At 45.7% G+C, this 26,876-nt stretch carries 29 protein-coding genes; 12 read left to right on the plus strand and 17 right to left on the minus strand.

From position 1 onward, the window contains the following. Window positions 1-15 precede the first annotated feature (15 nt). Genes ABWW54_RS03705 through ABWW54_RS03725 form a run of 5 tightly spaced genes read left to right on the plus strand, consistent with a single transcriptional unit; the run spans window position 16 to window position 5,647 of the window. Window positions 16-426 carry an acyl-CoA thioesterase gene (locus ABWW54_RS03705; RefSeq protein WP_353410234.1) on the plus strand — a complete coding sequence of 137 codons (411 nt, stop codon included), beginning with the start codon at window positions 16-18 and terminating at the stop codon, window positions 424-426. Beyond that, the gene (locus ABWW54_RS03710; RefSeq protein ID WP_353410236.1) at window positions 423-1,163 is read left to right on the plus strand and encodes a LolA-like protein; all 741 of its coding nucleotides are present in this window, start codon (window positions 423-425) and stop codon (window positions 1,161-1,163) included. Before ABWW54_RS03705 ends, ABWW54_RS03710 begins: the two co-directional genes overlap by 4 nt. Window positions 1,164-1,174: 11 nt before the next feature. Beyond that, window positions 1,175-3,523: an MMPL family transporter gene (locus tag ABWW54_RS03715; RefSeq protein WP_353410238.1), complete on the plus strand. Its 2,349-nt coding sequence runs from the start codon at window positions 1,175-1,177 to the stop codon at window positions 3,521-3,523. After that, window positions 3,513-4,241 (plus strand): 3-ketoacyl-ACP reductase FabG2, encoded by a 729-nt coding sequence (locus tag ABWW54_RS03720; protein ID WP_353410240.1) that lies wholly within the window; start codon window positions 3,513-3,515, stop codon window positions 4,239-4,241. The genes ABWW54_RS03715 and ABWW54_RS03720 overlap by 11 nt, the downstream gene beginning before the upstream one ends. Window positions 4,242-4,279: 38 nt before the next feature. Further along, window positions 4,280-5,647, plus strand: coding sequence for an NAD(P)/FAD-dependent oxidoreductase (locus tag ABWW54_RS03725; RefSeq protein WP_353410242.1), 1,368 nt, complete (start codon window positions 4,280-4,282; stop codon window positions 5,645-5,647). 113 nt (window positions 5,648-5,760) lie between these two features. Here ABWW54_RS03725 and ABWW54_RS03730 read toward each other — a convergent pair whose 3' ends face one another. Continuing rightward, window positions 5,761-6,948, minus strand: coding sequence for an AraC family transcriptional regulator (locus ABWW54_RS03730; protein ID WP_353410244.1), 1,188 nt, complete (start codon window positions 6,946-6,948; stop codon window positions 5,761-5,763). Between the two features lie 96 nt (window positions 6,949-7,044). Here ABWW54_RS03730 and ABWW54_RS03735 point away from each other — a divergent pair, with 96 nt between their 5' ends. Together ABWW54_RS03735 and ABWW54_RS03740 are read left to right on the plus strand one after the other, a co-directional pair. Then, a complete protein-coding gene (locus ABWW54_RS03735) occupies window positions 7,045-8,415 on the plus strand; it encodes a S41 family peptidase (protein WP_353410246.1) in 1,371 nt (456 codons plus the stop codon). Window positions 8,416-8,473: 58 nt separating this feature from the next. Then, complete coding sequence (locus tag ABWW54_RS03740; protein ID WP_353410248.1) at window positions 8,474-9,175, plus strand: hypothetical protein; 702 nt, start codon at window positions 8,474-8,476, stop codon at window positions 9,173-9,175. Between the two features lie 117 nt (window positions 9,176-9,292). Here the strand turns inward: ABWW54_RS03740 and ABWW54_RS03745 are convergent, their stop codons facing one another. From ABWW54_RS03745 to ABWW54_RS03755, 3 genes are all read right to left on the minus strand, one after another. Next, window positions 9,293-9,730 (minus strand): excinuclease, encoded by a 438-nt coding sequence (locus tag ABWW54_RS03745; RefSeq protein WP_353410250.1) that lies wholly within the window; start codon window positions 9,728-9,730, stop codon window positions 9,293-9,295. Between the two features lie 35 nt (window positions 9,731-9,765). Continuing rightward, a complete protein-coding gene (locus ABWW54_RS03750) occupies window positions 9,766-10,560 on the minus strand; it encodes a hypothetical protein (protein ID WP_353410252.1) in 795 nt (264 codons plus the stop codon). A 94-nt stretch (window positions 10,561-10,654) separates the two neighbouring features. Continuing rightward, window positions 10,655-11,518 carry an alpha/beta hydrolase gene (locus ABWW54_RS03755; protein WP_353410254.1) on the minus strand — a complete coding sequence of 288 codons (864 nt, stop codon included), beginning with the start codon at window positions 11,516-11,518 and terminating at the stop codon, window positions 10,655-10,657. A gap of 178 nt (window positions 11,519-11,696) precedes the next feature. Between ABWW54_RS03755 and ABWW54_RS03760 the strand changes: the two genes are divergently transcribed. Further along, window positions 11,697-12,593: a cupin-like domain-containing protein gene (locus tag ABWW54_RS03760; RefSeq protein WP_353410256.1), complete on the plus strand. Its 897-nt coding sequence runs from the start codon at window positions 11,697-11,699 to the stop codon at window positions 12,591-12,593. A gap of 16 nt (window positions 12,594-12,609) precedes the next feature. Here the strand turns inward: ABWW54_RS03760 and ABWW54_RS03765 are convergent, their stop codons facing one another. From ABWW54_RS03765 to ABWW54_RS03805, 9 genes are read right to left on the minus strand one after another with little or no spacing between them, the layout of a single operon-like run. Continuing rightward, a complete protein-coding gene (locus ABWW54_RS03765) occupies window positions 12,610-13,872 on the minus strand; it encodes a beta-ketoacyl-ACP synthase (protein ID WP_353410258.1) in 1,263 nt (420 codons plus the stop codon). A gap of 20 nt (window positions 13,873-13,892) precedes the next feature. Then, window positions 13,893-14,363 carry a hotdog family protein gene (locus tag ABWW54_RS03770; protein WP_353410260.1) on the minus strand — a complete coding sequence of 157 codons (471 nt, stop codon included), beginning with the start codon at window positions 14,361-14,363 and terminating at the stop codon, window positions 13,893-13,895. Window positions 14,364-14,365: 2 nt separating this feature from the next. Beyond that, entirely contained in the window at window positions 14,366-15,388 is a 1,023-nt protein-coding gene (locus tag ABWW54_RS03775) for a lysophospholipid acyltransferase family protein (RefSeq protein ID WP_353410262.1), read from the minus strand. An 8-nt stretch (window positions 15,389-15,396) separates the two neighbouring features. Beyond that, window positions 15,397-16,143, minus strand: a complete 747-nt coding sequence (locus tag ABWW54_RS03780) for a glycosyltransferase family 2 protein (protein ID WP_353410264.1) — start codon at window positions 16,141-16,143, stop codon at window positions 15,397-15,399. After that, complete coding sequence (locus tag ABWW54_RS03785) at window positions 16,140-16,547, minus strand: ApeI family dehydratase (protein WP_353410266.1); 408 nt, start codon at window positions 16,545-16,547, stop codon at window positions 16,140-16,142. Before ABWW54_RS03785 ends, ABWW54_RS03780 begins: the two co-directional genes overlap by 4 nt. Window positions 16,548-16,594: 47 nt before the next feature. Then, window positions 16,595-17,206: a COG4648 family protein gene (locus ABWW54_RS03790; RefSeq protein WP_353410268.1), complete on the minus strand. Its 612-nt coding sequence runs from the start codon at window positions 17,204-17,206 to the stop codon at window positions 16,595-16,597. Between the two features lie 3 nt (window positions 17,207-17,209). Next, window positions 17,210-18,781: an NAD(P)/FAD-dependent oxidoreductase gene (locus ABWW54_RS03795; protein ID WP_353410270.1), complete on the minus strand. Its 1,572-nt coding sequence runs from the start codon at window positions 18,779-18,781 to the stop codon at window positions 17,210-17,212. Next, window positions 18,774-19,595 carry a beta-ketoacyl synthase chain length factor gene (locus ABWW54_RS03800; protein ID WP_353410272.1) on the minus strand — a complete coding sequence of 274 codons (822 nt, stop codon included), beginning with the start codon at window positions 19,593-19,595 and terminating at the stop codon, window positions 18,774-18,776. Before ABWW54_RS03800 ends, ABWW54_RS03795 begins: the two co-directional genes overlap by 8 nt. Continuing rightward, the gene (locus ABWW54_RS03805) at window positions 19,592-20,773 is read right to left on the minus strand and encodes a beta-ketoacyl-ACP synthase (protein WP_353410274.1); all 1,182 of its coding nucleotides are present in this window, start codon (window positions 20,771-20,773) and stop codon (window positions 19,592-19,594) included. Before ABWW54_RS03805 ends, ABWW54_RS03800 begins: the two co-directional genes overlap by 4 nt. A gap of 90 nt (window positions 20,774-20,863) precedes the next feature. Here ABWW54_RS03805 and ABWW54_RS03810 point away from each other — a divergent pair, with 90 nt between their 5' ends. Then, window positions 20,864-21,811 carry a MipA/OmpV family protein gene (locus ABWW54_RS03810; RefSeq protein ID WP_353410276.1) on the plus strand — a complete coding sequence of 316 codons (948 nt, stop codon included), beginning with the start codon at window positions 20,864-20,866 and terminating at the stop codon, window positions 21,809-21,811. Between the two features lie 33 nt (window positions 21,812-21,844). Here ABWW54_RS03810 and ABWW54_RS03815 read toward each other — a convergent pair whose 3' ends face one another. Then, a complete protein-coding gene (locus ABWW54_RS03815; protein WP_353410278.1) occupies window positions 21,845-22,276 on the minus strand; it encodes an Lrp/AsnC family transcriptional regulator in 432 nt (143 codons plus the stop codon). A gap of 140 nt (window positions 22,277-22,416) precedes the next feature. Here ABWW54_RS03815 and ABWW54_RS03820 point away from each other — a divergent pair, with 140 nt between their 5' ends. Both ABWW54_RS03820 and ABWW54_RS03825 read left to right on the plus strand, forming a co-directional pair. Further along, the gene (locus tag ABWW54_RS03820) at window positions 22,417-23,517 is read left to right on the plus strand and encodes a saccharopine dehydrogenase family protein (protein ID WP_353410280.1); all 1,101 of its coding nucleotides are present in this window, start codon (window positions 22,417-22,419) and stop codon (window positions 23,515-23,517) included. A gap of 20 nt (window positions 23,518-23,537) precedes the next feature. Then, window positions 23,538-24,725, plus strand: a complete 1,188-nt coding sequence (locus ABWW54_RS03825) for an acyl-CoA dehydrogenase (RefSeq protein WP_353410282.1) — start codon at window positions 23,538-23,540, stop codon at window positions 24,723-24,725. Window positions 24,726-24,748: 23 nt separating this feature from the next. On the opposite strand, the gene ABWW54_RS03830 is transcribed toward ABWW54_RS03825, so the two are convergent. Next, entirely contained in the window at window positions 24,749-25,444 is a 696-nt protein-coding gene (locus ABWW54_RS03830) for a hypothetical protein (RefSeq protein ID WP_353410284.1), read from the minus strand. 203 nt (window positions 25,445-25,647) lie between these two features. Between ABWW54_RS03830 and ABWW54_RS03835 the strand changes: the two genes are divergently transcribed. Next, the gene (locus ABWW54_RS03835) at window positions 25,648-25,971 is read left to right on the plus strand and encodes a DUF2834 domain-containing protein (protein ID WP_353410390.1); all 324 of its coding nucleotides are present in this window, start codon (window positions 25,648-25,650) and stop codon (window positions 25,969-25,971) included. A 42-nt stretch (window positions 25,972-26,013) separates the two neighbouring features. Here ABWW54_RS03835 and ABWW54_RS03840 read toward each other — a convergent pair whose 3' ends face one another. Then, window positions 26,014-26,265 carry a hypothetical protein gene (locus tag ABWW54_RS03840; protein ID WP_353410286.1) on the minus strand — a complete coding sequence of 84 codons (252 nt, stop codon included), beginning with the start codon at window positions 26,263-26,265 and terminating at the stop codon, window positions 26,014-26,016. Window positions 26,266-26,344: 79 nt separating this feature from the next. Next, window positions 26,345-26,836 (minus strand): DUF6702 family protein, encoded by a 492-nt coding sequence (locus tag ABWW54_RS03845; protein ID WP_353410288.1) that lies wholly within the window; start codon window positions 26,834-26,836, stop codon window positions 26,345-26,347. Between the last annotated feature and the right edge of the window lie 40 nt (window positions 26,837-26,876).

Consider the following 26,876-nt stretch of genomic DNA (forward strand, 5'->3'; position numbering starts at 1 on the left):
GGCGTTTTACGTTCTATGCGTTTTGTTCAATATGACCTAGAGATCCCATTTTACGATGTGGATGCCTATCGAATAGTTTGGCACGGACACTACCCTAAATACTTTGAAGTCGCTCGTTGTCAATTGTTAGAAGAAATCGGCTTTCCTTACGAAAAAATGGAAGAGGCGGGCTATTTTTTCCCCGTCATTGACTTGCAAGTAAAGTACGTGAAACCAATCAAGTTCAAACAGCAAGTTAAGGTCGTTTGCATGCCCAAGCAATGGGAAAATAAGTTAGTTATTCAGTATCGAATTCAGGACGCATTAACTGATGAGATTTTGACCAAGGCGCAAAGCAGTCAAGTTGCGGTAAAGATGCCTGAAGAAGTTACCCAGTTTCAAAGTCCTCGGCAGTTGATCGATGCTGTTGAGGCCTGGTTGACGTGAAGATTGTGCAGACTGCTAGGTTAAATCCATCCCGCAGCGATGGACTCGCTCAAGTTGGTAGAAAAATTGCATTGGTTGCTGCTCTGGGTCTATTTCTAAGCCCAATAACTCACTCTAGGCCATTGTCAGACCAAGAGCCACCTGATGTTTTAGACAACAAAGACTGTTACTTTATAGGCAGCTTCACGCAGCAAAAGAGCTTAAGTGGGTTATCTACGCTGGCCGAGTCTGCAGGGCAGTTTATTTACTCTTGCGATCGAGGTGTTATATGGAGTACGAACACTCCGGAGCTTGAAACCTTAGTGCTAAAGTCTGAAACGACGACTAGTAAAGCGATTGCGTATCGGCTTGTTGACGGCTTAGTGGAGCGGCTGAAGAGTCGGCAGAGTCGCTTTCTTACTGAACTTATTATGAATTTAATGAGCTCCGATCAAACAGGGATAGCTTCCTCGTTTACTGCCGAGAAAAATGAAGACGGTAGTGCTACGTTAGTGCCTAAAAAGCGCCAGCTCAAACGAGCGATAAAGAAGATTAGCTTTTCTAAGCTCACTGATAAGCAATTTGGTGTGGGTCAATCGGGTATTAGAATTGTCATCATCGATAGAAACCTAGAAAAGACAGTCATCGAGGCTGTTAGAACGCCACTGTTAGAACCAAGTTCATTGGAATCATGCGTTGAAGTTAGGGTTCCAGAGAAAGCATGCGCTTTGTTTTTCAGTTCTCTTAAAGTCAGTTAGCTACGTTTATTATGTCTTTGTTCAAGTTGTCTGAACTCGCTCATTTTTACGTGGCGGTGTTTACTTGCCTTCTGCTGATTACCATTGGATATTCGGCGTCTATTCAAGGACGGTTTGTTATCGACACAGGGTTGGCTGATGTGGCGCCAGATATTGTGAAGAGCGAACATGCGCGTGATGCAATAGACTCCCTTCGGCGCAATATTGAAAAACGCATGTTGCTGCTCGTGACAGGAACCGATGAAGATGTCGTTTTTGATGCCCTTGACCAGTTGTCCGGATTGTTAGACGAGAGTAGGTCGGTGCGTATTCTACCCAATCAAGATGAAATGATTGAACGCTTGTTTGCTGAGTTGGAACCATACCGGTTTAGTTTGCTCAGCGAGCAACAGCAAGAGACACTCGAGCAAAGCTCAATTGAGACAATAACGAATGGTGCCGCGAGATCTATCCATTCGATGTCCTCAGTTAGGGTTTATCCGTTTAATCAGGACCCGTTTGGGGTGCACAGTTCCAGCTTAATCGATTTATTGCAGACTTTACAGTCATCAGCCGACAATGCCGCGCAAGGTGATTTGACGCACCAGACACTTAGTCTGCAGGTGATCGGTGATGCAATGAGCATGAAAGAGCAGAGCACATTGAGCCAAGAGCTTGACGCCCATATTCAAGCGGTCTTGCGTGATCATGACGTGACAGTAGATAAATCAGGTGTCTTTTTCTTTGCCGCACACGCGGCTCAAGAATCTAAGCAGGACATCAGTTTAATCAGTGGTATCTCGACCGCCGGCGTTGTTCTTTTACTGTTGTTTGTCTTTAGGAGCGTAAGTGCATTGTTATTGCCAGTCCTGTCGGTACTGATCGGAGTTGGGTTTGCGTTTGTCGCTACCCACGCGATGTATGGCAATGTTCATGTGTTAACGATTGTGTTTGGCGCGAGCTTGATTGGCATTGTGATCGACTATTCCTTGCACTTTTTTTACCATTGCGCTGCCGACAACAGCTCAGGTGATTCGAACGAACATAACGCCCTGTTCCGAGCGTTGCTTTTAAGTTTGTGTACGTCTTTGATTGGTTACGCCGCATTGAGTTTTTCGGGTCTTGAGGCACTCAAGAAAGTGGCATTCTTTTCTTGCTGTGGTCTAATGATGGCGTGGCTTTGCGTGGTTTGCGTTGGTCCTATGGTTGTTCGCAAAGGCATCCAATCGAAGCCTGCTTTTCTTGAAGCCGCTGTTAAAGGAATGCTCAGCGTTGTGACACCTTTGACGCAACGGGTCAGCGGCTATGCGGTTGTAATCATCGGGGTTGCGGCGGTATCCACGGGATTTGCATTTAAGATATTCAGTGATGACCCCAGAGTTTTCTTTACCGCTCCAGCAGCGCTAATAGAGAGTGAGAAAAAGGTTGCTGAGGTAGCGAGCGATTATGAACCGGGACAGTACGTGCTCTTGCTTGGTGATTCGATAGATGAGGTTCAGGCACGATTTGGTGAAGTGCAGCGCGCCATTGTTACCCACACTGATATACCATCAACTTCGTTGAGCAGCGTATTGAGTTTGGTGCCCAGTAGCGCACAGCAACGATTGGCGTACGTGTCGCAAGAGAAGCTGTATGGGCGAGATGGTGCGATACACTCACTTGCTAAAGAGATTCAGCTTGACGCGGACGTCGTTGAATCGATCAGTCAGCAATACCATGATGCCAATGGCTTATCTTTAACACCTTCGGTGATACAAAAGGTGTTAGGTGAATCGTTACCGCCAATGTGGTTTACCAGCAAATCGGCGTTCGTGGGATTCGTTTTGATAAAAAAAGGACTGGATGCCAACCGTTTGTCCTTCGCCCTGGCTGGGGTTGATGGGGCGGAGTACGTGAACACGCTGAGTAAGACTCGGACTGCACTTGCTGAGCAGCGTCAATCAGCCACTAGCTTGTTGCTATTGGCTTATATCTTGGTTTCGGTGTTATTGATTTTGAGGTTTAAGACGTTTAAAGCGGCGTTTATGGTTTGTGTACCGTTGGTGTCCTCGGCCATGCTCATTCTTTGCGCAATGGTGTTCTCTTTTCAATTGAACTTGTTTCATATCATGGCTTTATTTTTGGTCTTGGGCTTTGGTATGGATTACACTATTTTTGTGAGAGAAATGGGGCAGCATCAAGCTAAGACACTACAGGCGATTTTGTTATCCGCCCTTACGAGTCTTTTGTCGTTTGGGCTATTGAGTCTCAGCAATATACCCGTTGTAGCGAGTTTTGGAACCGCGCTATTAGTGGGTAACAGTTTCAATTTGGTGGGTGCTTTTGTGTATTCACAGCAGACAGTGTTGGATAAAAATAAAGTGATAGAGTATGGAAAGTAGACGAGTGCTGGTTACCGGAGCCAGTCGTGGCATCGGAGCGGCGACGGCAATTGAATTATCAAAACAGGGTTTTGATATCACGGTGCATTATCATCAAAATGAGAGTGCTGCTGAAACCGTTCGGCAAGTCATATTGTCGCAAGGCGTGAGCAGTTCATTATTGCAGTTTGATGTGGGCGATCGAGAAGCTACAAAACAGGCTTTGGAAAGTGAGATAGCTGAGAATGGTGCTTTTTATGGGGTTGTGTGCAACGCCGGAATTGCTAAAGATGCGGCGTTTCCCGCCATCACCGACGAACAATGGAGTGATGTCATTCACACTAATTTAGATGGATTCTATAATGTTTTGCACCCCCTAACCATGCCCATGATTCGGTTGCGAAAAGGTGGACGCATTGTGACCTTGTCTTCGGTTTCGGGGCTGATAGGTAATCGTGGACAAGTTAATTACAGTGCAGCCAAGGCCGGCATTATTGGGGCAACTAAGGCGCTTGCCGTAGAGTTAGCCAAACGGAAAATCACCGTTAATTGTGTTGCTCCGGGTGTAATAGAAACGGACATGACTGAAGGAATTCATGCTGACGAAGCGAAGAAAATGATTCCCATGGGTAAATTTGGAAAACCTGAAGATATTGCCGCTGCTGTGGCATTTTTGATGTCTGATTCAGCTGGATACGTCACGAGACAGGTTATCAGTGTGAATGGCGGTATGTGCTAGTGATGCGCGGTTTGTCTGCTTAATATCTGAATTGTTCCATGATCAATAGTGTAGCAATAATAGGTGCCGGGCCCTCAGGATGTGCATTGGCTTGCTTTTTGAAAATGCGAGGCATAGATTGCGTGGTTTTTGATAATGATAAATCACCTTCACTCATGGTCGGTGAGTCACTCGTGCCAGCCGTTATCCCAATATTACGCAGGCTGGGTATAGAAGAACGGATCGCTGAAATATCACGGATTAAGCGTGGTGCGGCACTGCGACATGGAAATGGTAATCGGGTTGATTTTGCGTTCCAACAATTTGGTAGGACATTCCCTAATTACTCTTACAACATTCCCAGACCGCAGTTTGACCAAGTATTAAAATCTCGAGCTAAAGAACTTGGTGTGCAGTTTGTAGATGCAAGAGCGCGTCTCGATAAGGTGGTGGTGGCCGATGAGGAAACACTCAAACTTTCAGCTCAATCCTTGTTGGCCGCTGGACTCAATCGGTCCAGTGAACCAGACTTACTCATAGACGCAACTGGGAGAACCAGGCTCTTTAGCAAGCTGCTGAATATCTCTTCGCGTCGAGGTCCGCGCAATGATATCGCTCACTTTGCGCATTTTAAAAATTTCAGCGCTGACTCAGAGCTTGATGGCCAAGTAGTACTGACTGCGTTGCGATGCGGATGGTCTTGGCAAATTCCACTTAAAGACGTAACGTCGGTCGGGGTGGTCTTCAATAGCGAAGCAGCTAAGTACTATGGGGCGACGGCCGATCGACGACTGGATGCGGCGATAGAGCATAACGACGTATTGAGAAGGGCCGGAATTGAGCGCCAACGAGTCAGTGATGTGATGACCTATGGCAACTATCAACTTATGTCTGATCAAGCTCATGGGCGGGGTTGGGTGTTGTTGGGCGACAGCCTAGGATTTGTTGATCCAATGTTGTCGCCAGGTGTGTTCATGGCACTTGAGTCCGCCGTAATTTTGGATCAATTGGTATTCAATAATAAGTTGAAAAATCAGCAGGAACTCAATAAAGCATGCGCTAGTTACTTTTCTCAAATGCGAGACTGGCATGATGCTTGGTCAAGGTTGATCGCCTATTTTTACGACGGGCGTATGTTGAGCATGGGGCAAATGAGAGACCATATTCGAGATCAGTCTTCATTTTGGTCTGTGAGTCGGTATGCTGAACCGATAGTAAGCAGAGTATTATCAAAGCTTGTCTCTGGTGTTGGAACCCGGTCAGATTTAAATCATTCAATATTACACTACTCGACTGAACACTTAATAAAGGACAAGACCTGTTTGCAAGCTAATCAGATCTCAAGTGTTCTTACCAAAAATGATCTTGATCATATTGAACTAATTCAGAAATTCGGGAGTGTGGATCAACAATGTGGATTGGCTTAATGGTAATGCCCTCGTAAATACTTAGCGGCGTTAAGGCCAGAGAGAGTTTACGCAGGCAAACTGGGGTTGCTGATTTCGTTAGAGCAGCGCTTGATATCCCCTACTTCTTGATATTACCTTTGGTTTGATTTTTTGAATTGGCTTGGAGTTTGACCTGCGTGTTTTTTAAACGCGGCGTTAAACGTAGACTTTGAGTTGAACCCTACTTCATAAGCAATGTCGATAAGTGATTTAGGCTCTTCGACAATCAATAATTTCGCTTGCGCTACACGCCATGAATTTACAAAGTCGTAAAAGCCGATATCCAAATGACTATTCAGTACCTGAGATGCTTTGTTTTGACTGATGTCGAGTTCATCAGTGAGGTCTCGCAAAGTCAGTCCTGGCGTTCTAAAGAGCTGTTTATCCTTCATTGCGGTTACCAACTTGCCGGCGATAGCTTGCGTTTCACCGTCAGAGAGCTGCGCGTTCTTATATTTTATCTGTGACTTGGCTAGGCTATCGTTAGTGTGATTTTGGATGTCTGGGCCGACTGCATCCAGTTCAACGTTTAAGCGCTGGTCGATTTCAATCGACTTTTGCCTGATAGCCATCACGCCAATAGTCAGCAACCAACTGTAACCGAACAACGAGTAAATTGTCCTCCAAGTTTTGCTATCCGTAATGCTGTCGGGCATAAACAATTGGAGGGTACTGAAAATCAAAACCAGACTGAAAATGATAATTGACCAACGAACCCAAGACAGCGTTTTATCTTCGATGTCAGAGAAAAACGCTTTGATACGAATATTATTACTCGAGATTTCTCGTAAGCTGGCGAACAAGTAAATCAAGCTAAACGGCACTACTAATAACAAGCAAATAAATGGACCTAGAGTCACGATACCTAAATGCTCGAGAGCGCCTGCTGGAGTCAATAAGCGTTCGAGCTTTACGTCGGCATCAAGCAAAAAGTAAGGTGCGCACAGCGCGGTAGACAAAGCGAAACCCAACCAGTGTTTTGATAGAGGCTCGAAATGGCGGTGTTTACTCGTCGAGACCAAGCTACGGATGTACAAGTAAATGGCCGGTGCCGTCAAAAAACAAGCGGGGATGTACGCGTTGTAGAGCTGAGGGGCGAGCCGCCACCATTCCGACAAGTCGTAGATATCGTCGAGCACCGAAATAAGGTTGCTCAAGTACAAAACAAGCAAATATTTATGCGGTGTTTCGCCTTGCTCTGCCAATGCCCAGACCACTAAAAAAAGGTTAACGCCCAGAACCGCATAGAAAATACCGACAATGACCGCATCAAAATCCAAAAAAGCCTCCTAAAAAGATCGATCCAACAGGATCGGACGATTCACCCCCCCGAATCACCCTACTCTGCACTCATATTAATCAACTTGGTGCGTATTATGCTTAAAAACTTTTTCTTATTGTCGCTATTTATTACATTGTTCTCTGGATGCGACGAAAAACAAAGACTGTCTGTTGAGCAGCCATATTGGGGCACATGGCAGTCATCCGGTTATGGCTATATCGTCAACATCGTTGAAGGAAAGTTCACGTTGTACGATATCGATTCAAAATACTGTGTAAAACAGGAAGTTAGTTCTAACGATATTTCTGAGTTGCTTACCCATTTTGAAGCGTTTTCAAATACCAAAATTGGTTTAGGTCAATCGGCCAATTCTAAACTCTACTACTTTAATCGATTGGATCAGTTACCAAGTCGATGCAATCGAACAGTTGAGAGTAGCCCACCGATGGTCGTCGACGAATTTGCCATCATGATGAAAGAACATTACGCCTTTTTTGATTTGCGCGGAGTAAATTGGCAAGAACGTGTTGAGCAAGCCAAATCAAAGGTGACTGCTAAGACAAGCGATCGAAAACTGTTCGAAATCTTTTCCGAAATGATGGAAGGTTTGAATGACGGACATCTTTATATTAACGCAACGTTAGATGGCGAGCCGCAGCGGATCGGATATGGCGACTCTAGAATTTTAAAGCCAACGTTAGACAAGGCCTTTAACCAACAATCAAAGATCGAAACTCGAAGCGAGTTTGGAATGGAGTGGTACAAGAGAACATTGTCCAATGTTGAGGATCTGTTAAACGGCGAAATAAACTACAGTGCCAATAATCAAATCATTTGGGGCAGTGTTGACGATATTGGTTACATCAAGATTCGCAATATGTACGGCTTTATTGAAGACGGCTCATTGTCAAAAGAGATCGACGTTGTGAGCAAATCCATGGATACGATCCTCCGTGAGCTTGGCCGTAAATCAAGCATCGTGATCGACTTAACCACCAACAGCGGAGGTAGCGACGAAATCGGCAGAGCGATTGCGAATTACTTCACAGATAAGAGAGTCAAACTGTATTCTCATAGTACACTTGGCTCCACCGAGGCGCCCCAAGAGTATTTTTCCAAGCCGAGTAAAACACCGTATCTTGGTAAAGTGATTATTTACACCAGTGACCACACTGTCAGCGCGGCGGAAACTTTTACCATGGCCATGAAAGCATTGCCAAACGTCATTCATGTTGGCACGACCACTCGCGGCGCGTTATCAGACATATTGGATAAAACGTTGTCAAATGGTTGGGAAGTTGGTCTATCGAATATGACGTACTTAGATAATGACGGTAAGCTCTGGGAAGGAATAGGTGTTGTTCCTGATATGGAGCTTGGGGTTTTCACTAACGAGAACATTTTTACCAGTCACTTGGTTACCACCCGGCAATTGTTCAACATGCTTAAAACGGAACAGTTGTAGAGAATTAGATTTTTTCTTTGTATTTTCCTCACCCAATGGCTCTGGAGAGAGCCATTGGGTGTTATTAATCACTGAAAAGCCAAACGCTGGTTTATTTATCGGCACACTGTTCATGCTTGACCAACATTTCTCCTTTGCGATTGCTGCCGTACTTGTTGCCAGCGTGCGATACGGCACCTACTTCCATACAATTTATCAAGGCAAAACTAAGCCACATGCATTTTCATGGCTGTTGTGGGGTACCGTCACTGGTATTGGCACTTTCGTGCAGTCTAGTTTGAATGGTGGTCCGTCGGTTTGGGCTTTAGCCTTTGTGTCCATCACCTGTTTGCTGATTGCCTTGTTGGCATTTTTCATTGGCGAACGAGACTACAAAAAAAGTGATTTCGTAGCCTTGTTTGCCTGCGCTTTAGCCATACCAATATGGCATACCACTCACCATGCTATTTTGGCGTTGCTTGTCATTATTGGGATTGATTTACTGACCTACTGGCCCACAATCCGTAAGTCGTATGATAAGCCAGAAACCGAACCACCGATCTCTTATGGTTTTGCCGGCTTGCGATATTTTTTAATGCTATTCGCCGTACCTGATCCTACTTGGGAAACATTGATGTACCCTTTCTTTTTAATGATGAGCGATTGGGTATTTGCCCTTTACGTGGTCTGGAGACGCCGTCAGTTGGGCCATCCGCTACACGAATACGCTGAGCCCACCGTTGGTGGGCGTCAATCCGTATCTAACCATGGTCGCTCATAGCAATGCTTGGCAAAGGCCATACAACCTACCTGACGGCATTAAAACGAAGGGGACTAAAAGCTGTTTACGTAACTCTCATTACGTTATCAATGCGCATAGATGTGGTGGCCTTCCTTTTTAGTCTAATGTCACCACAGTGCCAACGAGCGCGACGCTGGCGATGATGTTACCAACTTCACATTGAAACGTTTCCGAACTTGAGCGCTCATTGTGGTCGTTATTAGTCTTAATGTTGATAACGGCATTTCCTCCTTCGGACTTCGCCCGTTTTTTCAATGAAAGAAGAGCCGAGAGCAAGGCCCATTGGCAAGCGTACTCATCGGTTTTATTGAAGGCGTTCGTTTTCTTTTGCGTTGGCCAAGTGCCATGGGTTTTTACTACCCGGCCACGATGTTTTTTCCCGAAGTAAAACTTGATGTCATCACCAAGTTTGTTTTTGTAGGCGTCCAGGTTAAATGCAGACTCAATCGAAAATTCTTTAAAGTCATTGCGGGCGTGGACGTTGGGCATGCATGTTAACAACACGCATCCGATCATAATGATTAGCTTTTTCATTGTGTTGATGCCTTTATGTGGTTGAGTGTCAAACCTTAGTCTAGGTAGCCAGCGTATTTCTTGGCGTACTTTTTAACTTTTTTGACTTTGGATTGCTTTGCAACCTCATTAAGCAGAGGTTGGTATTGTTTCTCGCCTGATTCAGCCAACACTTTGATTAACCAGGCGATGGCGTCAATTTGGGCCTCATTGCTTTTCTTCGCTTGAGGGTACTCAGATTCAAGTCTTGCTGCGGCTTTGGCGATCAAGGGTGCGTCGTTTTTATGACCATGATACACACGTTTGGCTCCCAACCTTACCAACCAAGGGTCCGAGGCCGCCAGCATGTTGGCCACTCTTGTTTGTTGAAGTCTTCCGCTTGGAGCTTGAATCAGGCCGTCAGAGATGATCGGATTCCAAGTTTTGTATTGTTCTAGGTTTATGATGCTTTGGTCGGCGTACTTGCGGACTTTTTTAGATTTAGCTTCTTTGGAGATGCTAACTAAGGTTTCTTTGTACTGCTCAGAGCCGGAATACCCTAACGCTTTAGCGAACCACGAAGCCTCTTGTACTTCGGGCTTACTCTTAGCATCACTTAACGACTGTAGACGAGATTCAATTTTTTGAAAAATTTCTGGTGTGGATAGCCCCGACCAACTTAACGACTCTAGAGCACGACGTTGTTGTTGAAAATTAGAGCCGCTAAAAATTTCAACATAGTGATTGATGTCTGCATCTAGGTCTTCCTGGGTAGCGGAACCAACGGCACTGTATAATGCTAACCCAGCGAGAAAGATACCGCGTTTAGAGTACGTAACAGCCTTTGAGGCGAGAGTTTGTAGAGGAACCATTCACACGTCCTTATTTTTAAAGTTAGAACGCAAGTATAGTTTACAGACGCTCACCGCCAAAACAGTTTCAGCCAATTTTTGATCATGATGGGAGTCATGGTTGGGTTTCAATTGGATTCGAATTTTGTAGGGAAAAGCTCATGACTTCTTTTATGGTCGGCACCCAATACTTCCACTTATGCCCGCCTTGGTAGACCAAACTAGAAAAATCGATCTTATGTTTCTCCAATCGTTTAGAGAAGTTTTCGTTCGCTTCTCGAATTCCAGTGTGGTCGTCATCACCCCAAATCAGCTGTAAACGCATTTTTTTATCTAGGCGATTCTCCACCCAAGAATAATAGGGGTTTGTGTTTTTCACGTTAGTCGACCCAACGTCACCGAAAATTCTTTTAAACGGAATTAGAATGCGTAATAAAAGAGAGGGGCGCTCGTTTGGCTTTGTGAAAATGGGCGCGCTTATTGCGCTGACGCTCTCAAACGTATCTGGCTTAAAATGCGCGAAACGTAGCGCGCCGAATCCCCCCATGGATATGCCAACCAAATGACAATGTGTCGGACATTCCAATGTTCTATATTGCCGTTGCACTTGCGGTAACAGCGTGTCGATCACCCAATCTCGATAGTGCCGGCTACCATCAGCCCAATTTTCCCAGAAACCATTGTCTCCGTTCGGGAACACGACAACAGCGCGACCAATTTCCCCGGCCGTAATGAGTCGGTCTAACTCAAGGTGGCCCCTATAGCGTTCAAAGCTAAGATGCGAGCCCCCGCCACCGTGGAGAAACAAAATTACGGGGAGTCTTTCGCTGGCATCCCAGTTTGGTGGAGTGTAGACGCCATAATTAAGCGGCGTGCGCTTGGTGTCTAGCTCAACGGAGCCATAATCCAGCGCTGAAGGCTGGAAGGTAGTGCATGCAGTGGTGCTAGCGATGATCAGTAGTGCGAGGAATATCTTCATGGTAGCTGATGAGAATGTGGCTATTAAGTGATAAATATTAATGCATGGCCTGTGTGTTTTAAGCGATGGCTATAGTTTGGTTTCTATCGTCGACCCGAACCTGAGTGTTGAATAAAGGAAAATTGAGTTAAACTAGCGCTAACTAACGTGGAATCAAATTTAGAAAATCTTTACATTCATGACTCAGGCCGCTGCGATTCGGAACACCACTGTGGAGCGTTGTGGTGCATTAAGTGAGAAGGAATTTGTTGCTAAATATAAAGAAACAGCGACGCCGGTGATTCTTACTAAAATGATGGAAGGATGGCCTGCGCGTACTAAGTGGAGCGTTGATTATCTTGACGCCGTGGCTGGAGAAAACATCGTACCAGTTTACAGCAGTAAACCGGCGCGTGATAAGCAACATCAGCATGCGGCCGAACAAACCATCAAGCTGAGCGACTACTTGTCGATGTTGAAAGCAGGTGAAAATGACCTGCGAATGTTTTTCTATAACCTCTTAGAAAATGTCCCAACTTTGTTGAACGATATTAAGTACCCGAAGCTGGGACTTAAGTTTTTCAAGAGATTGCCCGTCTTGTTTGTTGGCGGGCGAGGTGCTCGTGTGCAGATGCACTATGATATTGATTTGGCCGATTTGGTATTGTGTCATTTTGGCGGGCCTAAGAGAGTGCTGTTGGTACCGCCAGAACAATCAAAGTACATGTACCGGGTTCCCTATTCGTTCAGTGCGTTGGCGAATGTGAACTTTGAAAACCCTGACTTTGATAAATATCCCGCGCTGCAACATATTGACGCCCAATGGGCTGATCTTCAGCATGGGGATGCACTGTACATTCCCTCGGGATACTGGCATTACGTGATATACCAAGATATCGGTTTTTCGATGACACTACGAGCGTTCCCTACTAAATTGAAGGGCCGGTTGAGTTTGATTAAGAACATTTTCTTTACGAGATTGGTCGAGGGTTTTATGCGTAAGTGCTTTGGGCAGCGCTGGAATGATCGCAACGAGCGTTTGGCGGTCGCACTGACTCACAAAAACCTAGAGTGCCAACGTGAATCAGGGCAATAGGCCTTGATCTAGGTCGCTAAACCGTTCTGGCGCTTCGAACAATAAGTGATGTATTGATGCCACCAAATGCAAAGTTGTTGGTCATAAAGACATCGGTGTTAATTTCCCTCGGTTCTTTTGTGATGTAGTCAAGATCGGCACAACGCTCATCGACATTGTTTAGATTAAGGGTTGGAGCAAACCAACCTTCATCCATCATATTAATGGCTGACCATAATTCAAATGCGCCACAGGCTCCCAAGCCATGGCCTGTGTAACTTTTCAGTGAATTGATCGGTTTTTTTCCAACCACATCGAACGTGGCATGACTCTCAAAGATGTCGCCGTGCTCCGTCGCTGTTGCATGGGCTGACACATAACCAATTTCATCAGTAGAGACGCCAGAATCCTTCATGGCCAGCTCCATAACGCGTTGCATCGTTGCCTGTCGTGGTCGAACTATATGCCCGCCATCGGTATTGGTGCCATACCCAATCACTTCGGCGAGGATGGTAGCACCGCGAGACTTTGCGTGCTCATAAGACTCCAAAATCAGCGTGGTAGCACCTTCGCCTAGAACCAAACCATCCCGATTTTGATCGAACGGGCTGGGCGCCGTTTCAGGGGCGTCGTTTTTAAGACTTGCCGCAAAAATTGTATCGAAAACGGCGGCTTGGGTTACGCATAATTCTTCTGCACCACCGGCAATCATGGCCACTTGTTGACCGGCCCTGATTGCCTCATAAGCGTAACCTACGCCCTGACTGCCTGCAGTACAAGCACTAGATGTGGTGTACATTCTTCCTTGAGTGCCAAAATACACACCGATGTTGACTGCGGCTGTATGGCTCATCATGCGAATGTAGGTTGTGGTTGTTACATCCTCAATTGATTGGCCTGCTAAGAGCTTAAAAAACTCCATGCCTGCGGCACTGCTGCCTGTGGCTGAGCCATAGCTAACTCCCATATCACCACTGGTAACTAAAGGGTCATTCAATAGCCCAGCTTGTTCTAGGGCTCGCTCAGTTGCTAAAACGGCCATTTGAGCAACCCTGCCCATACTGCGTTTTTGTTTGGCGCGGTAATGAGATGGTAGCGAAAAATCCTCAATAGGAGCGCCTAAGCGTGTTCTCAAGTCGGGATATTGATCCCATTCATGCATATAGCGAATACTGCTCTTCAGAGAAAGATACTGTTCTCGTACTTCATCCCAACTTTCGCCCAGCGGCGAGATGTTTCCAGCGCCGGTGATAACGACACGTTGGGGACCGTTGGATGAAGCATTGATTTGTGTGTTCATATTTGTGTGTTCTATTGTTCTTATGCCATTTCATTTAATGGTCTTCTGAAAACGGAGAGCGTAGCAGTTGCGATCGTCTGACCATCGTCTAGGTCGTCGCTATCGCCTATTGCATTTTTAATCGTACAGTTAAAGTTAGCTAAACTGGAGCCAACCAGAGTGCCTTGTTCGCAAATAATGCGTAAATTTTGGCCGTTCGCAAAGTGCTCAATCGATGACGTATACTTGCGTGACCCCATTAAGAAACCCAGCTGCGGTTCGCAGAGGCCGGCTTGCTCTTGATATCCAGCGATCAGAGCCGCTGTCTGCCCCATGTATTCTAGACCGATCCATGAAGGAACGCCTAGGTCAGAGCTGAAGGGAGACTTGGCATCAATGATAACGATGGTTTCAGAACGCTGTTCATTAAGTTGAACGATCTGATTAACCAGCAACATAGGTGGCCGATGTGGCAGCAATGTAAATAGCGTGGGGTCGAACCGTTCATTCATAGTTAGTCAGCCCAAAAATCATAAAAATTAAACCACTGCAAAGGCGCATTTGCGCACTGAGCTTCCAATGAATTCGCGAATCTCTGAGCATAGGCCTGAAGCTGGGCTTGTTTATCGCCTCGACTGAAGGTGAGTTTGTCAGTGAATTCAACAACCTCAAAGTGAACCTTTCTCTCTAGACCAGATTTTGAGAGATAGTCGCAATATGAAAACATTAATTTAACTGGGCAACCGAGGCCTCTGGCTAACATATACGGACCGATGGGAAGCTGCGCCGATCTACCCATGAATTTTACCGTAACGGTTCTCTCGACACCGGATAGCGGCGACCGGTCTCCAGCAATAAAAATCCATTCACCAGCGTCCACCTTTGCTTTAATTTTAAGCATAGTGGGAACGTCAAAATCAGCGACTTGAAATACGTTTAAACGTGAATCAGGGTTTAACTGGTGCATGATCGAGTTGTAATTCTGAGAATGTTTATCATGCACTAATATATTGATTGTTTTGTCTTTGTAGCGGTGCATAAAGCCGCGACAGTATTCTAAGTTTCCCATGTGAGAGCCAATGATTAGTTGTCCCCGATTGTCATTCATAAGCGCCTCGATACGGTCTGGATGCTTAATAATGAAATCGTCAGCGTCGATGTGGGTGAACCAAGATAGTAGTTTGTCCACAACGGTTTGAGCGAACACATAAAAATGCTTGGCGCTATCAAAAAGACTCGGCGTTTTGTTCCAGTAATGCGGGTAGCATTGGTAATGCGTGCGCAAATAGTCTTGTGATGCCTTACGAGTGGGGCCGCGAAAGATCATAAAATACGCCACCGTGGGTATCAGACACAGCGTGACCACCCAGCGCCCTAAATATTGGTAGACGAAGCGAAGAAACTGCATGCCAAAAAGAGTGCCTGCTTCCGTTATTCCTGACCAATGTTGCTTTTCCTGCAGCTCTTCATTGAGCTCGGTTGCTTGATGGTTATTGGTCTTTTTCAAACTGCGTTGACCTGGATTAGGGTGTGGCACAGCAGAGCTCAGGATTTAGATTGTGGTCTGATTCGTCGCCATGACCACATAGGTAAACGTACTACCATTCCGATCATCAATCGTGTGTGCAATTTTATTAATCGGAGATTGTCACGCAAATAGTGAAAGTGAGAAACACTGTTTTCGAGGTAGACCACGTTTGTTTCTACGAATTTTACATCTACCCCTTCCCATACGGATTTAACCAATATATCAGTGTCCACATCCATGCGTTTTCCAATGTGGTATTTGTCAAACACCACCTCAAATTCAGTCAATGGGTAAATTCTGAATCCACAAAGGCTGTCTTTGATTTTTAATGTGCAGGTTTCAAGTGCCACCCAAAAGTCAGTAATTTTACGACCGTAAACCCGAGCTTTGGGCGCGCTGTCATCAAATTGAGGCGCACCTGAGATAATCGCATGTGGGTGCTCCTTGGCCAGTTCAATAAACCTAGAAATATCACGGACGTCGTGCTGGCCGTCCGCATCTATTTGTAGCATGTGCGTGAACCCTTTTGCACGGGCAGCGTGTGCGCCAGTCCACATTGCGGCTCCCTTGCCACGGTTATAGTGGTGTTCAATCAGGTGCGTATTTTCATTTTTTTCTAGCAAGGATCTTAACGAAGATTTTATGGTCTCATCGCTTCCGTCATCGACAACAATGCACGGCATCCTTACTTCAAGCAGTTTCGGGAGGAAGGCTTCGAATGCCGTTAAATGGTTGTAGTGAGGCACCACTAAGCAGCAATTCATGATGTCATGCCCGAAAAAATAATCGTTCCCAGAGAAAACCGTTGCTGATCCATAAAGTACGTAAACTTCACTTGGTTTTTTTCCTGATTGAACGCCAACGCCAATGTGACTATGGTGTCGGGAAGGATCATGCTATTGAATTTCAATCCTTGCAATGTGCTGAACCCATCTAATTTGAAGATTAACTTGGAAAGCTCAGCCGCCCAATGGATTTGCACCACTCCTGGAAGCACGGGCTGACTAGGGAAGTGGCCCTCGAAGTAGGTAAGTTGTGAACGGATATTCAGAGGTAGCTCAATTAGTTGATCTGCTATGCAGGGTTCACCAGCGAGCGCGGGCCATTCTAGGCTCGTCTCTCGTGAAGAAAGATAGGACGTTAACTCGGCGATTGCTGAACTTGGCATTGGTCTTATGTGAAGATTGACGCTAACAGAATGACATTCTGGACGTATTATTGTTTTTCTTTTTCAGGTCCTGACTCAGATTGTATCCGGAGCGCGTAACGTTTCTTGTAAAAATGGCGGTTGATGAGCTCGCCGAGTGTAAAAACACCAAATACCATATAGGCTATGGCTCCATTATAAAGCGTCCATTGTGCTAGCGAAAGGCAGCAGGCCGTATAAGCTGCAATGAGTGAGTTGCAAAGGAGTAGCAGCGCCCAAAGTTTGGTTAAACCGCGCATGTAGTCACGTTGGTGCTGCTCAATGTCGTCCCGAATAAAGAGTTGAGCAAAGCGTTCTATCAGGGTGGTCTCTGCCCACAGAGATATTGTAAAGAATAATGAAAACCCAAGGCTCATCGCGACTGGGTAGTATCGTAAAATTGCCTCACTGTCTTGCCAAGCAGCCAGTAGGCATAGTGAACCGACGAGCAGTAATTGCGCGTATTGTTCAGGCTTGTCAAACTCTCCGCGTAATACGACGCGCGCCAATAACAACAAAAATAATACGATGCTGAGTGTCGCTGGCCCAATTTGATGAATACTTGAATAGACGATAAAGGGGTATACGAAAGTCGCGATACCGATGATAACGAATAGGAAAGTTGGAAAGCGCATATTCATAGATTAAGCCAGCACCATGTGACGATAGTCGCCAAACAGTTCTTTCTCTGAATCGGACATTTTGCTGCTCGTTGAATCGTTTAGCAGATCAAGCGTGATATCAGCGATCCTGTCTAACAACATCACGTTTTCGCGCAGCGATGTCGTTGTATCACGTGATTCGTCTTCAAGCACAGTATTAAAGTGGCGCAGACAGGGCACCAAGTATTGATCCATGAATACGCCAGCCGCAGGCAGCAATACTCTGCGCTTGGCACGTTCCCTAAACGCGGCTTGTACGCGCTGATTTGCAGACTGAGCACGCATTAGAGGTTTGCTCAATTCTCGCATTAGCGAGACATCCGTGATGGCTTCTCTGAAGAATAAAAGGCTTAATACTCCCCAGTAATATGAGTAGTCCCACACAAGCTTTAAGGACATCATTCGGCGGTCGCCGAATCCGCCGTACTGTCCTGTATAAATGGACAATGTATTTTCAAAAAAAGATTGATTGATACTTTGAAATAGACGGCTTTGAAAGCGAATATCCGCGCCGCTTGCATCATCACAAATCAGTCGATTGATAAATGTGTTGTTGAATGCAATGAAGTCGCTTCCTGGTGAATAAAATGGATCAGCGAAGACTCCTGATTCGCCACTTACTCCCCAGCCCTGATCGCTAAACATTTGCTGGCAGCCGTGAGAGTAGTCATTAATGACCACGTAATCCAATACTTTAGAGCCTGCTATTGCGTCAGCACATCGAGGTTGATGCTTTGCTAACCAAGCTTTTGCGCCGTTCACGGTGGTAAAGTCACCGCTGGCAAAAGCTTGATCATCCATCACAATTCCTATGCTGGTTGCGCCATTGTCTAGCGGTATCACCCAGACCCAATACCCTGGCCCCATTAAGTGGTTGGTGCTTAACCAGCGCGTATTCTTGTCCGTAGTACGATCTTGCCACTGTTGATTGGATGACCAATCGTCAAGTTTAATTTGAGCGTCGATTCGAAACCAAAGGGCGTTACCTTTATGGGCAGAGTCCTGATGAAGATTTAGTTTATTCTTGATAAGAGACTGTCTGCCAGCCGCGTCAATCAGCCATTTGGATTCGAATGACTCCTTTGAGCCCGAGTGGTCTATGGAAATACGCTTCTGTGATTCGCTGATGTTTAGCTCATCAATGGACGCTCCGTCGATAACCTGTACGCCAGACTGGCTTATTGATTCCTTTAGATGATTTTCAATGGCACCACGATCAATTTGGTATGTTGGTATCCCGAAAAGTTGGCTGACCCCCAATTCGTCTTGTTGAGAAAAGTCAGACTGGGGTTCACCAAAGAAGCATCGTAAGCCGTGCTTGCGTAAATGTCGTTTTGTGAAATGGTCTCCCATATCCAGCGTTTTTTTCAGGTAGCGGGATCCTATCTCTACGGTAGATTCCCCTACTTTTGCGGTCTTTTCAGGAACAGGAAATTGGTTACGTTCCACCACAAGAATGTCGAGCTCAGGTCGAGAGTTTTTCAGTTGGCGAGCCAATGACAAGCCGGCCAATCCCCCCCCCGCAATGATGACATCTTTTTTGGAGTTACTCATTCTCATTCATGGCGTTGGATTCAATTAACAAGCTGGTTTCTTCACTCAGAGGCATCGTTACGGCGGCGTTTTTATTGGTTAAAACCAGCTCTGTTAACGGCAATATGCGCGCCACAGGGTTTGTTGAATAGCAAGTGTTAAGAGGCTCCGGCCAACTGTGTTTAGGCCAGCCGTTATGTGCTCCTTGTTTTAACGAAGCGCTAAACCGGTTATTGGTAGGTGAATCACTGCTAATCGGAGACAAAATCATCGATACGGCGAAAGAATGGTCATTTTTCAATAAAGGCTTCAATACTGGTGAGACGGGCGCATCGTAAAAGGTCATGAGTATTGGTCGCTGTTCAATGTTTGCTTGAACCAGTGATTCAAGGAGCGTGAGTGAGACCGATTCTTCAAACCCAGCGATTGAATTAGCCGCTTGCATGCACTTGGTGCTGATAGTCCAGTAGCCTGCCGCCGCATTGTGCACAGAGTTGTGAAATTTAGTCGGCGACAGTGCTTTGTTTTCGCCGGCGAGAACCTTGCACATATAATCTGTTAGCTGGGTGTCGCCCAACCCAGAAACAAACACGCTACCTAACGTTGAGGGATCGATCGATGCATTTTGGCAGGCTTGCCAAGACGACTCTACGGCTAAGCGGACGGGTAATGGCGCGCGTCGTCTTTCATTAGCGGGAATGACTTCGGGTTTAGGGCCTTTAGCACCATCATCATCAAGTAGTTGACCCTCTAATAGAGCGCGTAAATCAGCTGAGTTTCTAAAATTAGCACCCCAGGCACCGACGCCCAAGATTGAGAAATCGATGGTCTTCATGTTTTTTCTCCTGATTTGCCAAAGGCAAGGGTGCAATTGTTGCCGCCAAACCCAAAGGAGTTGGACATAACAAAATTCATGTTTCGAGACATGTTTGCGCTTTGAACACTCAGAGAGAGTTCATGATCGAGTTCATTTAGGTTCAATGAGCCTGGAATTACGCCACGCTGTAACGCATCTACGGCGATCAAGGCTTCGGTTATTCCGGCCGCGCCTAAGGTGTGACCCATCCAAGCTTTTGTTGATGAAACTTGAGTGTTGGAAGAAAACATAGATTCAATTAGTTTGCCTTCGATCAGGTCATTAGCTCGGCTCGATGTGCCGTGCAAATTGATGTAGTCAATCTGTGATGCATTAAGATTGGCCATTGTTAAGGCCTGTTGCATAGATAATCTAGCACCCAGACCTTCTGGGTGCGGATGAGACATGTGGTAAGCGTCAGAGCTTTCTCCGTAACCGAGCAAGGTTATGCCACTGTCTTGATGTTTTTCGTCTGGCTTAACGAGTATCGCAAAACCCGACGCTTCCCCTAAATTGATTCCATCTCTATTTTGATCCAGCGGCATGCATTGATTTTTAGCCACTAATTGTAGAGAGTCAAAGCCGTGTAAAACACTCAAACATAATGTATCCACGCCACCCACTAAGACCGCATCTACCACGCCGCTTTCTAACCATCGAGCGCCGGTCGCAAAGACTTTGGCGCTCGAAGAGCACGCTGTGTTGATGGTCATTGACGGACCGCGAATCCCAGAAAGGTGAGTCATAAAAAGACTGGGAGCATTTGGATTGTGTACCTGAGGCTGTTGGTATTCTGACGACAGTTGGCCATCTTCTAACTCTAGGTAAGCTGACTCTGTGCGGTCAATACTGGACGTACTTGATCCCATCACCACACCTAATCGAGCCGCACCGTACAGCGACACGAGTTTATCGATGTTTTCTTGAATAGACCCTTGTTGATAACCTAATGCGGCCAAGGCATTGTTGCGGCTCTGCCAGGGGCCTAGGTCGATGTCTTCGATTCCCGAAACTCGACCTATCCACGTGTCGATGTCAGAACGATCTAGGTCATTCAAGCGAAGGCCTGAGGCTTGTGAGTCAATGGCCACTCGCAGCTGGTGGATGTTTTGACCAGCTGCGGTCGTGGATTGATAGTCTAATAATCGAATGTCCATGTCGTTTGTCGCAATGAAAAAATTTCTGAAGCGTCTAATGGCCGCATAGTTGATGTTTCTATAGCCATCGGATTCTATCAAAGTTATGCTGTGACAAAGTCAAAACTTGATTTCAAGTCAAACGCCGATATGTCAAACTTATTGCTAGTGTGTAAGTGCCGCGTCAGATGGTTTCGTTCATTGATGTTTCTTTTTACGTTAGTTATCTGCCAAGGAGTCCATGCAGACGGCTCTGAGAATAATAACGCCAATGTAAAACAAGTAAACGCTCCAAACGATGATAAAGAACTTCCGTTGTGGGAGCTGGGGCTTGGTGTTGGTGGGCTCCATCAACCTTATTACGTTGGTACTGAGCAAACAAGGACCTTTGCGTTTCCAGTGCCAGTGCCAGTGTATCGGGGGGATGTGCTAAAGTCTGATGATGATGGCATGCGTGCTGAATTAATAAAGAATAGTCGCTTTAAATTAGATTTGAGCTTAGATTTTAACTTGGCTGTGGATAGTGATGATGTTGATCTGCGAACTGGGATGAATGACATAGGAAGCCTATTGCAGGTTGGGCCATCTCTTCAGTTTAAAATTGCCGACAATGATGACCATCAATGGCTTTTCAATTTGCCATTGCGAGCCAATCTAGAATTCCAAGATGGGATTGATAGCGCGGGCTATACGTTTGCGCCTAATTTGACGTATTTCAATTATTTTTCTTGGTCTGGTAAACCATGGCGAGCAGGCGTTGCTTTGGGGCCTCAGTTTGGTAGTAAGGATTATCAAAATACATACTATGGTGTGGCTTCTGAATTTGCCACCGAAGCGCGCCCAGAGTTTTCGGCTGACAGCGGCTATTCTGGTTCTAGGTTATTGCTAAGCCTGCGCTCTAAGGATAAGGACCGCTTGTGGGTTTGGTTCTTGCGGTATGAAAACATCAGTGGAGCGAGTTTTGAAGACTCACCCTTGGTTGAGACCAGCCGTGGTTTGTCCGTCGGAGTGATTTACAGCCGTTTTCTGTTTAAATCAAAGAAAACGGTTCGACGATGAATTATTCTGATTCTCCTCTGTCTAGAGTTCAATTCAACGAGAAAACTTAGTAGAGAGTAAGATTGATGATGTGGTTTTACTAATGCCCTCAGTATTGCCGATTTCATCCAACACCTGATCTAAATGCTGGGTTGATTCCGCGCTTACAATCGCCAGCATTTCATACAGCCCGTTAATAGCATGCAGCGCTCTGACAGCAGAGTTGCGGCGTAAGCTCTTTACAATGTGAGCCGAAGATTTAGGGTCTGAACTGATCATCACGTGAGCTTGAATCTGCCCGCGTTCATAGTCTTGGCTAAACTGAATTGTATACCCCTTAATAATTCCCCGTTTCTCTAGCCTTTCGATACGGCTTGTTATGGTCGTTCGTGACATACCAAGCGCACGAGCCAAGTTGGCGGTACTTTCTCTGGAGTTTGCGCTTAACAAAGCGATGAGTTCTTTATCTTTGCCATCAATTATCATGTAAATGAACAATACGTCGTAAAAATCGTCATATTGTTCATTTATACCATTCTATGTGCGTAATTTAAATCTACATTATGGTCTTAGAGAACGATATTCTTTAGTTCGAATATATAAAAACAATGTAGAGGGCATGAACCATGAAGGAAATAATACTGTTGGGCTCAGGCAAAATCGGCGCAATTATCACGGAACTCCTGAGTACTTGTGGGGATTACCACGTTACCGTTGCTGACATGAGCGAAGAGAATTTGGGTAAACTCAATACCAATGACAATGTAAGTACATTGCAATTGGATGTCACTGATGAAGACGCTTTGGCGAACGCCATGAAGGGGAAGTTTGCTGCGTTAAGTGCCTGCCCGTTTCACATTACTAAATTCGTGGCCATGGCCGCCGCAAAAGCAGGCGTTCACTATTTCGATTTGACTGAAGATGTGGCATGCACGAATTTGGTCAAAGGGCTTGCTAAGGATGCGAAAGCGGCTTTGATGCCACAATGCGGGTTAGCGCCTGGATTTATAACGATCGCGGCTTATGATCTTTGTAAGGAATTTGACGAGCTACATAATGTGCACATGCGGGTAGGCGCCTTGCCCAAGTATCCATCTAACGGCCTTAAATACAATCTTACATGGTCAACCGATGGCTTAATCAATGAATATTGCAATCCGTGTGAGGCCATAGTCGATGGTCGTTTAATGCAGGTGCCTGCCTTAGAGGAATTGGAAGAGTTTTCTCTTGATGGCGTTATGTATGAAGCATTTAATACATCGGGTGGTTTGGGGACGCTATGTGAAACATTGGAAGGCAAGGTCCACAACCTAAATTATCGTACCGTTCGTTACCCAGGTCATCGAGACATTATGAAAATGTTATTGCAGGACCTGCGTTTTAAAGACAATAGAGAGCAACTTAAAGACATTTTTGAGAATGCACTGCCGCTTACCTATCAAGACGTTGTTTTGGTGTTCATTAATGTCAGTGGAATCAAAAATGGGCAGTTGGTACAAGAATCCTATGCAAATAAAGTCTACAACGAAACAATCAACGGGAAATTGTGGAGTGCGATACAAGTTACTACCGCATCTGGAATTTGCGGCGTGCTAGACTTAATGGCCGAAGGTAAACTGCCGCAACAGGGCTTTGTTCGCCAAGAAGACGTTTTGTTTGATGACTTTATTAATAATCGCTTCGGTCAGTATTATCAGCGTCATAAAGATAAACAAGAAACCCTTTAACACACACTATTGAGACAGCCATGACTAACAAATCTCACTGGGCCAAATTCGATTGGCAAGATGCGTTTCACTTAAATGATCAGCTGACCGAAGAAGAGCAAATGGCGCGTGATACAGCACGTCAATACGCTCAGAATAAGCTCAAGCCACGCGTTGTGGAAATGTTTGCTAATGAGTCCGTGGACACCGCAATCTTTAAGGAAATGGGCGAGCTCGGTATGTTGGGCTCTATGTTGGAGGGGTATGGGTGTGCCGGCATGAGCTACACATCTTATGGCCTGATCGCGCGCGAAATTGAGAGAGTAGATTCAGGTTACCGGTCAATGATGAGCGTACAATCGAGTTTAGTCATGTACCCGATTCATGCATTTGGGTCTGAGGCGCAAAAGCAAAAATACCTCCCTAAGTTGGCATCAGGAGATTGGATAGGGTGTTTTGGACTAACCGAGCCTGACCATGGTTCAGATCCCTCGAGCATGGCTACGCGAGCTAAGACGGTGGAAGGTGGTTATTCACTCTCCGGAAGTAAAATGTGGATTTCCAACTCGCCTATCGCGGACGTGTTCGTAGTCTGGGGTAAGACAGATGATGGTAAGGTCCGAGGTTTTATTCTAGAGAAAGGGGCCGAGGGGCTCTCGGCACCCAAAATCGAAGGTAAGCTTTCTTTACGCGCCTCAATCACGGGTGAAATTGTGATGGATGGTGTTTTTGTTCCACAAGAGAATATGCTGCCAAACGTGGTGGGCTTAAAAGGGCCAATGTCATGCCTAAATAGCGCTCGATTAGGGATAGCGTGGGGGACGCTTGGTGCGGCCGAAGACTGTTGGTATTCAGCTCGACAATACACGTTAGACCGACAACAGTTTGGTCGCCCGTTAGCGGCTAATCAACTGATTCAAAAAAAGTTGGCTGATATGTTGAGTGACATAGCGCTTGGTTTGCAGGGGTGTTTAAGAGCAACGCGCTTGAAAGAGGAAGGCAAGTTGGCTCCAGAGCTTATTTCCCTTTTGAAGCGTAATTCCTGCGGTAAAGCGTTGGAGATCGCCAGAACATCGCGTGATATGCATGGAGGAAATGGTATCTCTCAAGATTTCCCAGTAATGCGTCATATGATTAATCTTGAAACCGTCAACACCTATGAAGGTACTCACGATATTCACGCATTAATCTTAGGTCGAGCACAGACTGGTATTCAGGCGTTTTATTAACAACAAGGCGAGTTGTATCGTTCTTAGCCGCCTAAGCTCTTTAGGCCCTGAGTTTTTTCTTTGCATCGAAAGAAGTGAACTGTGTAGGTGCTGGCGTCCAGGGTTCCCGGAATACTGGACGCAGGCTCGGCGGTTTTGACAAAGCATATATCACCGTTTGAAGAGCCAGCCTGGACGTATTGATCGCCATATTGGTTTTTGTGGCTATTTGTTTTCTTTCGTCGTTGATATTGTCTGCGACTATTGAAACTACGGTTGAATCTTCGGAGTTTGGTTGGATTTGCATCCGCGAAACGCACGGCTTCTTGTTGGGCAAATTTCAATACTGAAGAGTAACTAAACAGTACGTTTGGGCTAATGCTGTTGTTTACATCAAGACCGACGGCTTGGGTCTCTACCGCGTCGCTGCTTGCCCCTGTTACCTCGTCGCTTTGATTGGTTTCTTGCTCATCATCTCCGGGTGCTGGGCTCGCAATATCCAAAGAGCTCGTTTGCGATGCTTGATGTGTGGGGTCGTTGGACGGGTAGTTAAGGCTTTGGTCGAAATCATTTTCTTTTTTTTCCAGTAGTACGTTGAGTCTAAAGCCGCTATCAACACTCGGCAAATACCAGGTTTTGACGGGTGGTGAGAACAGTAAGAGCAGAGCGTGCAACGTTAACGCCGCGAGCACGGCCCGATGCATGGAGGGAGATAAGCTTGGCAGGTGATCTCGTATCAAGTTATGAATTAACCATTGATGTCGTCGTTAACTATAGACCGATTTCATCGAATAAACATTACGATATAGAAAGTGGCAACGGACAGAGATTGTTCAAGAGGCTTGCTGTGGCTTCTTGGTTGATAGTAAAGTCGCCTCTAACGCAACGTAGTTAGAGACGAAGATGTGAACGCTTATATGAGGAGATCGAAGCCGTGAGTTCAATGCAAAAGCAGGTTTTTTATGGGGTCGCCGCGATAGTTGGGTTGATGGTGACTTGGTATTTTAATTTGCAGGCAATGCAGGTGAACCCCGATTTTTCATACGCCACTTTTATCGCCGATAACTACGTTAATCCTTCTTCGGCATCAATTACCAATGATATTGCGGTTGTTTGTGTGGTGTTCTTTTTTTGGTGTTATCAGGAATCAAAACGTCTTGGAATGCGGTGTTGGTGGCTTTACATTCCGTTGGCAATTTTGGTGGCGATAGCCGTTGCGTTTCCAATGTTTCTGCTGATGCGTGAGCGCAAGTTAAACGGCCAATAGATAAAGCAGTCCCCTAGCCCCGCATTGGTTTTTAGGGAGAGGTTACTTATTTAGGACTTTTTTGACGACAGCCGCTGCATTTTGACTTGCTTGGTCCGTCACTTCTATGTTGGCCAAATTAGATAAGATAAATTCTCGAGTCATATCCTCTACGGGCGTGCCCGTTTTCTTCGCTAACACGCTGAGCTGTCGCTGAATTACCATGGTTAATGACATGGTGATTTTTAGTTGTTTATCTATATTGAATTGTGCGAGCAGGGCTTCATCATGGAGTTTTTCAAGTTGTTCTTTCATCTGTGTGGCTTTCTAGCTTCGCTCGTTATATGACGGCATTGATAAACGCAAATATTAGCGTAACGTCATTGTTTCTTTGTCATTCTACCCCTTGCGAGGGAAGTTTGACAGAACGCCACGCAGAGCCTTCTCGTTTTTGCAGTCGTACAGACGTGACTGAGCCGTCTATTTCAACGTTGATATGATTGATTTGTTTATCCCAAACATCGTGCAGTGCGGTGTGCTTTATGTGCAACACCTCAGTTTCCGATGCGGGTGTTTCTTGATAAAGCCAAAAGTATTTTCCTTCTACTTCGTAACCAAGCAGGTCTAGATTCAGCTCGTTCTTGTTTTTGTCTGCCAAACTGAAGTGAGTGCTTAGGTAGGCGGCGAAAGCCGCTTGCGTGCGCTCGTCAGTGAGTATATCTCCGCTTAGATCCAGTGCTTTTATATCAAATAATTCAGCAAAAATGTGCTCAGCGTCGTGAATTAAAAAACGGTGCGAGATCTCCAGGTTTCCAGAGTTCTCATTGAAAAGAAGGGTGATGTAGGCTTCTTTTTGTTGGTGAGCTTGAGCCCAAAATGGCACCATGACCATGATTATAATTAGAAAAACTCGTTTCAGCATAAAC

Source organism: Arenicella sp. 4NH20-0111 (genome assembly GCF_040366405.1).
Lineage (GTDB): Bacteria > Pseudomonadota > Gammaproteobacteria > Arenicellales > Arenicellaceae > Arenicella.